Here is a 13,004-nt window from a genome sequence, read left to right as displayed (position 1 = left end):
TGCTTGGTGACAATAGCATTGTGGTACCACCTGACTCCATCCCGAACTCAGAAGTGAAACACAATCGCGCCGATGGTAGTGTGGGGTCTCCCCATGTGAGAGTAGGTCATCGCCAAGCGCCTATTTAAATCGAAGGCCTCAGTGAAGATTGAGGCCTTTTTGCTTTCTATCACTTTTCTCCCGTATTGATGCAAACCTTATGAGCTGAGGTTACAATGCGTGCTTCTGTTTTCAGCTATTGGCTCTCATGTCGCACAATCCGTTCTCTTTAAAATCCTATAACACCTTTGGACTGAATGTATCTTGTAAAGCATTCATTGACGTGACGTCAATTACGGAACTCATCCAATGTTGTCAGTTGTTGCAACAACAGGGCAAGCCTTTCCTCATCCTTGGTGGTGGGAGCAATGTGTTGCTGTTGGAAGACTATCTTGGCACCGTTATTCATATTGCGATAAAAGGGATAGACGTTACTGAAGATACGGCATATTACTACTTGTCCGTCGCTGCCGGAGAGAGCTGGCATGGGTTGGTACAGTTCTGCTTATCGCAAGGTATCGCTGGATTAGAGAATATGGCGCTGATCCCCGGCACAGTTGGGGCGGCTCCTATACAAAATGTAGGTGCTTATGGTTTGGAGTTCGCGGCAGCCTGTGATTGGGTTGAGTACCTAGAACTACCAGAATGTCGTATCACAAGATTACGTGCCGATGCCTGCGAGTTTGGCTACCGTGAATCGATATTTAAGCAGCAATTGCGTAATACTGCGGTTATCACGCGTGTTGGTATCAAGTTGCCGAAAGCTTGGATGCCGATACTGAATTATGGTCCGTTAAAACATTTACCCGTGGACAGTGTTACACCTCAGCAGATATATGACATTGTGTGCCAAGTACGGCAGCAAAAATTGCCTGATCCAGCTGTACTCGGCAATGTTGGTAGTTGCTTTAAGAATCCAGTAATAGACACTGATACCTACCAGCACTTAGCCGCTCGCTACCCAGATATGGTCGCTTACGAGTTGCCGGACGGAAAGCTGAAGATTGCCGCCGCTTGGTTGATTGACCAAGCTGGCTTAAAAGGACAAACGTTTGGTGAGGTCATGGTACATGAAGGACAGCCCTTGGTGCTGGTAAATTTGGGACGAGCCAAAGGGGCTGACGTGGTACAAGCATTGAAAGCCGTTCGAGCCAAAGTACATCAAGTATTTGGGATAGTTATGGAGCCAGAGCCCCGAACTTATGGAGCTTATGGGGAAAGGGGGATCTGATGATATCAGGATCATGGCAACGTAAACGCGCTATTCTGGCTTGCTTAAACCAAGGAGAGTTTGTCTCTGGTGAGGCTCTAGCTGAGGTGCTGGGTGTATCCCGCGCTGCTGTTAGCAAGCACATCAATGCGCTTGCTGACTATGGAATAGATATTTGCAGCGTCAAAGGCAAGGGCTATAAGTTATTTGACCCGGTATTCCTCATGGATGAGGCTAAGTTGCTCACCAATTGCCCCAATCGCTGTTTCTATTTTGATGAAATCCCCAGTACCAACGCTTTTTTGCTGCAATATACCGAAGAGTTACAGTGCGGCGACATCTGTATTGCGGAGTTTCAGTCGGCTGGGCGGGGCCGCCGAGGGCGCAAATGGGTCTCACCTTATGGCAGCCATCTGTATTTCTCAATGTTCTGGCATCTACCTTTGGGAATGTCACAGGCGATGGGGCTAAGCTTGGTGGTTGCATGTTCATTGGTTAGCGTGTTGCAGCAGCTTGGCACCGATAATATAGGTGTTAAGTGGCCTAACGATATCTACTTTGAAAATCGCAAACTGGCAGGTGTACTGATAGAGATGACTGGCACTGCTGACAGTGGTTGCAATCTGGTCATAGGTATTGGGGTGAATATCGCTATGCCTCAGCAGCAAGGCGAGCTGATCGAGCAACCCTGGAGCGATCTGCGACAGGTTATCAGCGATCCAGATAAGACTCTGTTGGCACTAACGCTACAACAGCAGTTACGCAAAGACCTCAAGCTGTTTGAGCAAAGTGGTTTAGCCGTCTTTACTGAACGTTGGCACGCTGCTGATATTTATTTGGGGCGTGAAGTACGCTTATTAGTTGGCAATGAAAGTGTGAGTGGCTGCTATCAGGGAATAGACACTCAAGGTGGTGTCGTGCTGGATACCGCCGATGGACTACAGCATTTTGTCGGTGGTGAGATCAGCCTACGGCAAGCCTGATTACTTGCGCAATAATACTTGTTCCATGGCGTGATTTTTACCTTTTTTCAAGATCAAATGAGCCCGTTCGCGGGTGGGTTTAATATTGCTCCGCAGGTTAGGGCCGTTAATGGTGTCCCAGACATGAGATGCCATTTTTGTTGCCTCGTCATCGGCTAAACTGGCAAAGTGGTGGAAATAGGATTTCGGATCAGCAAAGGCGCTGCTTCGAAACTGTAAAAAACGGTCGATATACCATTCCTTCAACCACTTTTCTTCGGCATCAACGTAGATAGAAAAATCCACAAAGTCCGAAACAAACGGGCGCTTGATACTCACCGGAGAGTCGAGCTCTGTCTGCAGCACATTTAGTCCCTCAAGGATCAGAATATCCGGCTGACGTACACTGATAGTTTGTTGTAGGCGATCATAGGTTATATGGGAATACAGCGGTGCCTGCACTTCCTCAATACCAGATTTGATAGCAGAAACAAATTCTACTAACAGCTTCATATCGTAGCTTTCAGGAAAGCCTTTGCGCTGTAATAATCCACGGCGTTTAAGTTCGTCCAAGGGGTATAGAAAGCCATCGGTGGTGATCAGGTCAACCTTGGGATGTTCCGGCCAGTGACTCAACAGCGCCTGTAGGATACGGGCAGTGGTGCTTTTACCCACGGCCACACTGCCTGCAATACTGATGATGTATGTACTCTTGGCTGCCTGTTGCCCAAGAAACTGATTCAGTACGACACCACGTTGCTGTTTCGCCTTCACAATCAGATTTAATAATCGGCTCAAGGGCAGATAGATATCAGTGACTTCCGATAATGATATCTTCTCATTGATGCCGCGTAATTCGCTCAGATCAGCTTCAGTTAGGGTCAATGGTACTGCATCGCGCAGTTGTGCCCACGAATTGCGATTAAAAGGCATATAAAGTGCCTGCTGAATGGTATTTGACAGTGACATCTGATCCCCTTATCCAAGGACAGGCACAGTACACCATGCAAAATTGTTCAACAATAAAAATATTGTGTAGCTGCGGTTTAGCGGCCACTTCGGTTAATGGATGTCCACAGCCTTTCCGACAGACAAATTGTTATTGCAGGTCTTCGGCCAAAAAAACGGCGTTTGAGTGATTTTTTCTGAATTTTACTAATTTTATGTTGCACTCGGAGCGACATTTACCTAATATCCGCTACCGAAATGAATGCCGGCATAGCTCAGTTGGTAGAGCAACTGACTTGTAATCAGTAGGTCCCGAGTTCGACTCTTGGTGCCGGCACCATTCATTGGAGGGGTTCCCGAGTGGCCAAAGGGATCAGACTGTAAATCTGACGGCTCCGCCTTCGAAGGTTCGAATCCTTCCCCCTCCACCATTTTTAAAGGTAAATAGATAGCCTAGGTTAGGTGCGCGGGTATCGTATAATGGTAATACTCCAGCCTTCCAAGCTGATAACGCGGGTTCGATTCCCGCTACCCGCTCCAAAATCATGCTGATATGGCTCAGTCGGTAGAGCGCATCCTTGGTAAGGATGAGGTCCCCAGTTCGATTCTGGGTATCAGCACCAGCCTTCCTGGAAAGCCAATCTGTTGCCGTGTAAGATAGACGTTCGACGCGTGTTGCGTCGGACTTTTTCATTATGTACTGGTTTCACCCCCAAACAATCTTAGATTGAGGCAATACCATGTCTAAAGCTAAATTTGAACGTAGTAAACCCCACGTAAACGTGGGTACCATTGGCCACGTTGACCATGGTAAAACCACTCTGACTGCAGCTATCACAACTGTATTGGCCAAGACTTACGGCGGTGAAGCAAAAGATTTCGCGGCAATCGATAACGCCCCAGAAGAGCGTGAACGTGGTATTACCATCAACACCTCTCACGTAGAGTACGACACACCAACTCGTCACTACGCGCACGTAGACTGCCCAGGGCACGCTGACTATGTTAAAAACATGATCACCGGTGCCGCGCAGATGGACGGTGCGATCCTGGTAGTGGCTGCGACTGACGGCCCAATGCCACAGACTCGCGAACACATCCTGTTGTCTCGTCAGGTAGGCGTACCTTACATCATCGTATTCATGAACAAATGTGACATGGTAGATGATGAAGAGCTGCTGGAACTGGTTGAAATGGAAGTGCGTGAACTGTTGTCAGAATACGACTTCCCAGGCGATGACCTGCCAGTTATTCAGGGTTCAGCCCTGAAAGCACTGGAAGGCGAACCAGAATGGGAAGCGAAGATCATCGAACTGGCAGAAGCCCTGGATACCTACATTCCAGAACCAGTACGTGACATCGACCACCCATTCCTGCTGCCAATCGAAGACGTATTCTCAATCTCCGGTCGTGGTACAGTAGTAACAGGTCGTGTAGAACGCGGTATCATCCGTGTAGGTGACGAAGTCGAAATCGTGGGTATCCACGACACCACTAAGACCACCTGTACTGGTGTTGAAATGTTCCGCAAACTGCTGGACGAAGGCCGTGCTGGTGAAAACGTAGGTGTACTGCTGCGTGGTACTAAACGTGATGAAGTGGAACGTGGTCAGGTACTGGCAAAACCAGGCACAATCACTCCACACACCAAGTTCGAATCAGAAGTGTACGTACTGTCAAAAGAAGAAGGTGGTCGTCATACTCCATTCTTCAAAGGCTATCGTCCACAGTTCTACTTCCGTACAACTGACGTGACCGGTACCATCGAACTGCCAGAAGGCGTAGAAATGGTAATGCCAGGCGACAACATCAAGATGGTAGTGACGTTGATCTGCCCAATCGCGATGGATGAAGGTCTGCGTTTTGCGATCCGTGAAGGTGGCCGTACAGTAGGCGCCGGCGTGGTAGCGAAGATCATCGCCTAATCAGGTCGAGATGGATGGAAAAGGAAGCTTCGGCTTCCTTTTTTGTTTCATTACCGACGATGAATTTTGCGATATCAAACAACCTGTGTCCTTGATCGGATAAGGGATTAAGCATACAATCTATGGCCGATTTTTTGAGCCTGAAATAGGCAGTGCCTCAAAATATATTGGGGATATAACTGGGCTTACAGAATTCTGACAGGCCCTTATGCTCGGGTCGCAATGAGTAACGGAATTAACCGATGACAACAAATACCGAAAACCAGGGCCATTCTCTGGATATTCTTAAGTGGGTGATCACTATTGTGCTGCTGGCTGTTGCTATTGTCGGCAACCATTATTACAGCGATGCCAGCGTAGTGGTAAGGGCCCTCGGCGTGATCGTACTGTTTGCCATTGCAGGCTTTGTTGCACTGCAGACAACCAAAGGCAAACTAGCTCTGGCTTTTGCTAAAGAATCGCAGATTGAAGTCCGTAAAGTGGTGTGGCCCACTCGACAGGAAGCGCTCAATACGACCTTTATTGTATTGATTGCCACCGGTGTGTTGGCCATCATCCTGTGGGGCCTAGATGCAGCCCTGTTGAAAATTGTCAACCTTATTACTGGCGTATAGGCTTTCTCATGACAGAAGCGAATGAAGCTAAAAAAAGGTGGTATGTCGTACAGGCTTTTTCTGGTTATGAAGGCCGGGTGTGCAAATCACTGATTGAACATATCAAAATGCACGGTATGGAAAAGTACTTCGGTGAAGTACTGGTGCCTACTGAAGAAGTAGTAGAAATGCGCGGCGGACAGCGTCGTAAAAGCGAACGCAAGTTTTTCCCAGGATATGTGCTGGTTCAGATGGAAATGAACGATGAATCTTGGCACCTGGTGAAAAGTATTCCACGGGTAATGGGCTTTATTGGTGGTACCTCTGACCGCCCGGCCCCGATTTCCGATAAAGAAGCCGACGCAATTCTGCGCCGCTTGCAGGAAACCACCGATTCTCCGACTCATCGTGTTATGTACGAACCTGGCGAAGTGGTTCGGGTTACCGATGGGCCGTTTGCTGACTTCAATGGTACCGTTGAAGAAGTGGATTATGACAAGAGCCGCGTAAAAGTGTCTGTCATGATCTTCGGCCGTTCTACTCCAGTAGAACTGGACTTTAATCAGGTTGAGAAAAGCTGATTAAATTAACGACAAAATCCGTTTGGCAACGGGTGTGGATTTCTATATAATCCGCACCCGTTGTTTTCGGGGAGCCCTGTGCGTGTTGTACGGGCGTTTGAACCCAAACTGAGGAAAATCAGATGGCTAAGAAAATTGAAGCTTATATTAAGCTGCAAGTAAAATCAGGCTCTGCCAACCCTTCACCACCAGTTGGTCCGGCGCTGGGTCAGAAAGGTGTGAACATCATGGAATTCTGTAAAGCGTTTAACGCCCGTACAGAAAAAATGGAAAAGGGCATGCCTATCCCAGTAGTGATCACTGTATACAGCGATCGCTCATTCACTTTCGAAACCAAGACACCTCCAGCATCATTCTTGCTGAAGCAAGCTGCAGGCCTGAAATCAGGTTCCAGCCGTCCTAATACTCAGAAAGTGGGTACTATCAAACGCGCTAAAGTTCAGGAAATTGCTGAACTGAAAGCTGTCGACATGACTGGTGCTGACATTGAAGCGATGACTCGCTCAATCGAAGGTACTGCTCGTTCCATGGGTTTGGTAGTAGAGGATTAATACAATGGCAAAGTTGACTAAACGCATGCGCGTTATCCGCGAAAAAGTGGAAGCTACCAAAGCATACGACATCAATGAAGCACTGGCGCTGTTGAAAGAACTGGCGACTGCTAAATTTGTTGAAAGTGTAGACGTTGCCGTTAACCTGGGCGTTGACCCCCGTAAATCTGATCAGAACGTGCGTGGTGCTATTGTACTGCCTCACGGTACTGGTCGTGACGTTCGCGTTGCCGTATTTACTCAGGGTGCTAATGCTGAAGCTGCCAAAGAAGCCGGTGCTGAACTGGTGGGTATGGACGACTTGGCTGCCCAGGTAAAAGCCGGTGAAATGAACTTCGACGTAGTAATTGCTTCTCCAGATGCGATGCGCGTTGTTGGTCAGTTAGGTCAGATCCTCGGCCCCCGTGGTTTGATGCCTAACCCTAAAACTGGCACTGTGACTCCTAACGTTGCTGAAGCCGTTAAGAACGCTAAAGCCGGCCAGGTTCGTTATCGTAACGATAAGAACGGTATTATCCATACCACTATCGGTAAAGCTGACTTTGAACCTGTCAAGCTGAAAGAAAACCTTGAAGCACTGATGATCGCGCTGAAGAAGGCTAAGCCTGCTGCTGCGAAAGGCCAGTACATCAAGAAGATCACCGTATCCACTACCATGGGTGCCGGTGTTGCTGTTGACCAGAACACTCTGGATACAACTGCTGCTTAATTTTACAAAATGCGCTCATTAGCCTATAATGCGCGCACTTTGTGGGTTGGAGCCCGATTTTCGGGCTTCCGTCCAAGACCGCAGGTGTCTCTTATAGTTAAGATACTTAATTTCCTGCGTAGACGGTGTCAGGCCCCAGATAGATTTGTTCTGCTGGATTATCTGCACCGTAAGTAACTGAACAGATTTCTGTTCAGTAAGGTAAACGCTAGGGGAAACCCTAGGTAGAATCCAGGAGTAAAGCCCAATGGCATTAAGACTCGAAGACAAACAAGCGATTGTTGCTGAAGTCAACGAAGCTGCCAAAGGTGCGCTGTCTGCAGTTGTTGCGGATTCCCGCGGCGTAACTGTAGGCGCCATGACCACACTGCGTAAGGCCGCTCGTGCTAATGGTGTATATGTACGCGTAGTACGTAACACTCTGGCTCGTCGCGCTGTTGAAGGTACTGCTTTTGAGTGCCTTGGCGAAGTGTTCTCTGGCCCAACTTTGATTGCTTTCTCTAACGAGCACCCAGGTGCTGCCGCTCGTCTGTTAAAGGACTTTGCGAAAGAGCAGGCTAATTTCGAAGTTAAAGGCGCAGCTTTTGAAGGGGAGTTCATCCCTGCAGCTGACATTGATCGTTTGGCAAAACTGCCGACTTACGAAGAAGCACTGGCACGGTTGATGATGACTTTGAAAGAAGCATCTGCCGGCAAGTTCGTTCGTACACTGGCTGCGCTACGCGATCAAAAACAAGAAGCAGCCTAATTATTGGCTTGCTGCTTAACCGAATTGAATTCAGAACAATAGGAAATATTTCTTATGTCTATCACTAAAGACCAAATCCTTGAAGCCTTTGCAGCAATGTCTGTAATGGAAGTTGTTGAACTGATCGAAGCAATGGAAGAGAAGTTCGGCGTTTCTGCCGCTGCTGCCGTTGTGTCTGGTGGCGCTGGTGAAGCTGCTGCTGCAGTTGAAGAAAAAACCGAATTTGACGTCGTTATGACTTCTCACGGCGAAAACAAAGTAGCTGTAATTAAAGCCGTACGTGGCGCAACTGGTCTGGGTCTGAAAGAAGCCAAAGCAATGGCTGAATCTGCCCCTGTAGCAGTTAAAGAAGGTGTCTCTAAAGACGAAGCTGAAGCTCTGAAGAAAGAGCTGGAAGAAGCTGGCGCTACTGTAGAGATCAAGTAAGTTATATACTGACTTACTCCCATCCGGCCATTAAATCCGGGTGTAGGCTGGCGGTTTTTTGACCGTCGGCCTTTTTTGCGCTGTAGGCGCCGATGATTTTTTCACCGTGAAATCGTTCGTATAAGTGCAGTTCCTAGCAGTGATTATTGGTTAGGTTCTTGCCACAAATCGGTGATGGGCAAACGTGCTGGATTAACCCTGTGTTGGTTCAGTCTTGGTCACATCTCGCAAGCAGAGGAAACCCATGGTTTACTCCTATTCTGAAAAGAAGCGTATTCGCAAAAACTTCGGTAAGCGTCCTCAGGTATTGGACATCCCTTATCTGTTGGCGATTCAGTTAGATTCATTCAAGAAGTTCACCGATCAAGATCCCACCGGTGAGCGTGGCTTAGAAGCCGCTTTCCGCAGCGTTTTCCCGATTAAGAGCTTTTCTGGCAATTCCGAATTGCAGTATGTCAGCTACAAGCTGGGTGAGCCTGTATTTGATGTAAAAGAGTGTCAAATCCGCGGTGTCACATATTCCGCACCATTGCGCGTAAAACTGCGTTTGGTGTTGTTTGATCGTGAAGCTGCCGCTGGCACTGTTAAAGATATTAAAGAACAAGAAGTTTACATGGGTGATATCCCATTGATGACTGAGAACGGTACGTTCGTTATCAATGGTACTGAACGTGTGATCGTCTCCCAGTTACACCGCTCTCCAGGTGTCTTCTTTGATCATGACCGCGGTAAAACTCACTCTTCAGGTAAGGTGTTGTATAACGCCCGTATTATTCCTTACCGTGGTTCTTGGCTGGACTTTGAATTCGATCCAAAAGATGCGTTGTTTGTCCGTATCGACCGCCGTCGTAAGCTGCCTGCGACTATTTTGTTGCGTGCGCTGGATATGTCATCTCAGGAAATCCTAGATACCTTCTTTGATCGCGTAGATTTCACCATCAAGCAAGATTCGCTGGTGATGAAGTTGGTACCGGAACGTCTGCGTGGCGAAACTGCCAGCTATGACATCAAAGATTCTGGTGGCAATCTGCTGGTAGAAAAAGGCCGTCGTATTACAGCCCGTCATATCAAGCAGCTGGAAAAAACCAACACTACTGAACTGGAAGTGCCGGTTGATTACATCGTGGGCAAACTTGCTGCACAGGATTACATCGATCCAGATACTGGTGAAGTGTTGCTGACCGCCAACGATGAAATGACGCTGGAAGTGCTGGCTAACCTGTCTCAGGCCGGTATCAAAGATATCAGCACGCTGTATGTCAATGAATTGGATCACGGTGCATATGTGTCTGACACCTTGCGCATCGACTCCACCACTAACCGGATGGAAGCGCTGGTAGAAATCTACCGTATGATGCGCCCTGGCGAGCCACCAACCAAGGACGCCGCCGAAGCCTTGTTCCAGAACCTGTTCTTCACCGAAGAACGCTACGATCTGTCCAAAGTCGGTCGTATGAAGTTCAATCGTCGTCTCGACATCGACGAGAATACTGGCACTGGTGTACTGAGCAAAGACGACATCGTTGCGGTAATGAAGAAAATCATCGAAATCCGTAATGGCTTCGATGAGGTTGACGATATCGACCACTTGGGCAACCGTCGTATCCGCTCTGTGGGTGAAATGGCTGAAAACCAGTTCCGCGTTGGCTTAGTACGTGTAGAACGTGCCGTGCGTGAACGTCTGTCATTGGGCGATCTTAACGAGCTGATGCCGCAGGATCTGATCAACGCTAAGCCAATTTCTGCCGCAGTGAAGGAGTTCTTCGGTTCTTCTCAGCTGTCACAGTTTATGGATCAGAACAACCCGCTGTCAGAAGTAACCCATAAGCGCCGTATCTCGGCCCTTGGCCCTGGTGGTTTGACCCGTGAACGCGCAGGCTTTGAAGTCCGTGACGTACATCCGACTCACTATGGTCGTCTGTGCCCGATTGAGACCCCTGAAGGTCCAAACATTGGTCTGATTAACTCACTGTCGACGTTTGCCCGTACCAACGCTTACGGTTTCTTGGAAACTCCATACCGTAAAGTGATCGACGGTGTCGTAACCGATGAAGTGGAATATCTGTCTGCTATCGAAGAAGGTCGTTACGTGGTTGCTCAGGCAAACATTGACCTCGACGAAACTGGCCGCATTCTGGATGAACAAGTCGCTTGCCGTCATAAGGGTGAATCTACCTTTATGCGTGTGTCTGACATCCAATATATGGACGTATCACCACAGCAGATCATCTCGGTGGCGGCTTCCTTGATCCCATTCTTGGAACATGACGACGCGAACCGTGCCTTGATGGGTGCCAACATGCAACGTCAGGCGGTACCAACACTGTTGTCTGAAAAACCCTTGGTAGGTACTGGTATTGAACGTACGCTGGCTGTGGACTCAGGCGTGGTAGTTGCCGCGAAACGTGGTGGCGTGATCGATTACGTTGACGCTAGCCGTATCGTGGTGAAAGTGAATGAAGAAGAGCTGCGCCCAGGCGAAGCCGGTATCGACATTTACAACCTGACTAAATACACCCGTTCTAACCAGAACACCTGTATTAACCAGCGTCCTTGCTGCCATGTTGGTGAGCCTGTGACTCGTGGTGACGTACTGGCCGATGGCCCATCAACTGACCTTGGCGAATTGGCGCTGGGCCAGAATATGCGCGTCGCGTTCATGCCTTGGAACGGTTACAACTACGAAGACTCCATCCTGATTTCTGAGCGAGTGGCTCAGCAGGATCGCTTCACCACTATTCACATTCAGGAACTGTCCTGTATCGCTCGTGATACCAAACTGGGTAGCGAAGAGATTACGGCAGATATCCCGAACGTGGGTGAATCTGCACTCTCCAAACTGGATGAGTCCGGTATTGTGTATATCGGCGCAGAAGTGAAGGGCGGCGACATTCTGGTAGGTAAAGTGACACCTAAAGGTGAAACCCAACTGACTCCAGAAGAGAAACTGCTGCGGGCGATCTTCGGTGAAAAAGCTTCTGATGTTAAGGACAGCTCACTGCGTGTACCTAATTCAGTAAAAGGCACCGTGATCGACGTTCAAGTCTTCACTCGTGATGGTGTCGAAAAAGACAAACGTGCTATCGAAATTGAAGAGATGCACATTGCTCAGGCACGTAAGGACTTGACTGAAGAGTTCAAGATCCTTGAAGAAGGTGTGTTTGATCGTGCCCGTAACCTGCTGCTGAATAGCGGTTTCAGTGAAGCCAAGCTGGCAGATATGCCACGTAAGGAATATCTGGTTCAGGTTGTTGACGATGAAGCTAAACAAACCGAGCTGGAACAGCTGGCTGAGCAACACGAAGAGCTGAAAGCTGACTTCGATAAGAAATTTGAAATCAAACGCCGCAAGATCACTCAAGGTGATGACTTGGCGCCGGGTGTACTGAAGATCGTTAAGGTTTACTTGGCGGTTAAACGTACTATCCAGCCTGGTGACAAGATGGCGGGACGTCACGGTAACAAGGGTGTGGTCTCCAAGATCTGTCCTATCGAAGATATGCCATATGATGAACACGGCGTACCGATGGACATCGTATTGAACCCGCTTGGTGTACCTTCACGTATGAACATCGGTCAGGTATTGGAAGTGCACTTAGGTGCCGCAGCCAAAGGGATCGGTAACCGCATCAATGCCATGCTGGAAGAACAGCGTGAAGTGGCTGAACTGCGCGACTACATCAAAAAGGTTTACGCCTTGGGTGAAGGTGTGCAGCAGAAAGTGGATATCGACTCCTTTACTGATGACGAAGTGATGCGTCTGGCCAGCCACCTGAAACTGGGTCTGCCAACCGCCACTCCAGCGTTCGATGGTGCCGAAGAGAAAGAGATCAAAGATATGTTGGAACTGGCAGGTCTGCCAACTTCCGGCCAGATGACTCTATACGATGGTCTTACCGGCAATGCTTTCGAACGTCAGGTGACTGTAGGTTACATGTACATGCTGAAACTGAACCACTTGGTGGACGACAAGATGCACGCGCGTTCTACCGGTTCTTACAGCTTGGTTACCCAGCAGCCACTCGGTGGTAAAGCACAGTTCGGTGGTCAGCGTTTCGGTGAAATGGAAGTGTGGGCCCTGGAAGCGTATGGCGCTGCTTATACACTGCAGGAAATGCTCACTGTGAAATCCGATGACGTAAACGGTCGTACCCAGATGTACAAGAACATCGTTGACGGCAATCACCAGATGCAACCCGGTATGCCTGAATCCTTCAACGTATTGCTGAAGGAAATTCGTTCACTCGGTATCAATATCGAACTGGACCAAGAGTAAGGCGCAACACGACTGTGTTTGGCTAGAAATTGGTGC

Annotated in this window: 11 protein-coding genes, 4 tRNA genes and 1 rRNA gene; 15 read left to right on the top strand and 1 reads right to left on the bottom strand. The window is 48.6% G+C overall.

Annotation, left to right across the window (positions count from 1 at the left end; genetic code table 11):
• The first annotated feature begins 2 nt into the window (after positions 1-2).
• From rrf to birA, 3 genes are all read left to right on the top strand, one after another.
• A 5S ribosomal RNA gene (gene rrf, locus J3L11_RS16250) occupies positions 3-118 on the top strand.
• Between the two features lie 129 nt (positions 119-247).
• Positions 248-1,270: a UDP-N-acetylmuramate dehydrogenase gene (murB, locus tag J3L11_RS16245; protein WP_207571650.1), complete on the top strand. Its 1,023-nt coding sequence runs from the start codon at positions 248-250 to the stop codon at positions 1,268-1,270.
• Between the two features lie 2 nt (positions 1,271-1,272).
• Positions 1,273-2,232: a bifunctional biotin--[acetyl-CoA-carboxylase] ligase/biotin operon repressor BirA gene (gene birA, locus J3L11_RS16240; RefSeq protein WP_207571651.1), complete on the top strand. Its 960-nt coding sequence runs from the start codon at positions 1,273-1,275 to the stop codon at positions 2,230-2,232.
• Here the strand turns inward: birA and coaA are convergent, their stop codons facing one another.
• Positions 2,233-3,180, bottom strand: coding sequence for a type I pantothenate kinase (gene coaA, locus J3L11_RS16235; RefSeq protein ID WP_189618127.1), 948 nt, complete (start codon positions 3,178-3,180; stop codon positions 2,233-2,235).
• A 243-nt stretch (positions 3,181-3,423) separates the two neighbouring features.
• Here coaA and J3L11_RS16230 point away from each other — a divergent pair.
• The 12 genes from J3L11_RS16230 to rpoB all read left to right on the top strand — a co-directional run bounded on the left by J3L11_RS16230 (position 3,424) and on the right by rpoB (position 12,968).
• A tRNA-Thr gene (locus J3L11_RS16230) sits at positions 3,424-3,499 on the top strand.
• Between the two features lie 6 nt (positions 3,500-3,505).
• Positions 3,506-3,590, top strand: a tRNA-Tyr gene (locus J3L11_RS16225).
• Between the two features lie 35 nt (positions 3,591-3,625).
• Positions 3,626-3,699 (top strand) — tRNA-Gly (locus tag J3L11_RS16220).
• Positions 3,700-3,706: 7 nt separating this feature from the next.
• Positions 3,707-3,782, top strand: a tRNA-Thr gene (locus tag J3L11_RS16215).
• A gap of 117 nt (positions 3,783-3,899) precedes the next feature.
• On the top strand, positions 3,900-5,084 hold the full coding sequence (gene tuf / locus J3L11_RS16210; protein ID WP_133040222.1) for an elongation factor Tu: 1,185 nt from the start codon (positions 3,900-3,902) through the stop codon (positions 5,082-5,084).
• A gap of 242 nt (positions 5,085-5,326) precedes the next feature.
• On the top strand, positions 5,327-5,698 hold the full coding sequence (gene secE, locus J3L11_RS16205) for a preprotein translocase subunit SecE (protein WP_189618128.1): 372 nt from the start codon (positions 5,327-5,329) through the stop codon (positions 5,696-5,698).
• An 8-nt stretch (positions 5,699-5,706) separates the two neighbouring features.
• Positions 5,707-6,258, top strand: coding sequence for a transcription termination/antitermination protein NusG (nusG, locus tag J3L11_RS16200; RefSeq protein ID WP_133040224.1), 552 nt, complete (start codon positions 5,707-5,709; stop codon positions 6,256-6,258).
• Between the two features lie 122 nt (positions 6,259-6,380).
• A complete protein-coding gene (gene rplK / locus J3L11_RS16195) occupies positions 6,381-6,809 on the top strand; it encodes a 50S ribosomal protein L11 (protein ID WP_133040225.1) in 429 nt (142 codons plus the stop codon).
• A gap of 4 nt (positions 6,810-6,813) precedes the next feature.
• Positions 6,814-7,518 (top strand): 50S ribosomal protein L1, encoded by a 705-nt coding sequence (rplA, locus tag J3L11_RS16190; RefSeq protein ID WP_189618130.1) that lies wholly within the window; start codon positions 6,814-6,816, stop codon positions 7,516-7,518.
• A 247-nt stretch (positions 7,519-7,765) separates the two neighbouring features.
• Positions 7,766-8,266: a 50S ribosomal protein L10 gene (rplJ, locus tag J3L11_RS16185; protein WP_133040227.1), complete on the top strand. Its 501-nt coding sequence runs from the start codon at positions 7,766-7,768 to the stop codon at positions 8,264-8,266.
• 54 nt (positions 8,267-8,320) lie between these two features.
• Positions 8,321-8,692: a 50S ribosomal protein L7/L12 gene (gene rplL, locus J3L11_RS16180; RefSeq protein ID WP_189618131.1), complete on the top strand. Its 372-nt coding sequence runs from the start codon at positions 8,321-8,323 to the stop codon at positions 8,690-8,692.
• 244 nt (positions 8,693-8,936) lie between these two features.
• Positions 8,937-12,968 (top strand): DNA-directed RNA polymerase subunit beta, encoded by a 4,032-nt coding sequence (rpoB, locus tag J3L11_RS16175; protein ID WP_189618132.1) that lies wholly within the window; start codon positions 8,937-8,939, stop codon positions 12,966-12,968.
• The last annotated feature ends 36 nt before the right edge of the window (positions 12,969-13,004 follow it).

The organism is Shewanella sp. 4t3-1-2LB, from assembly GCF_017368415.1.
In the GTDB taxonomy this organism is placed as follows: domain Bacteria; phylum Pseudomonadota; class Gammaproteobacteria; order Enterobacterales; family Shewanellaceae; genus Shewanella; species Shewanella fodinae.
This window is presented reverse-complemented; position numbering and strand designations above follow the sequence as displayed.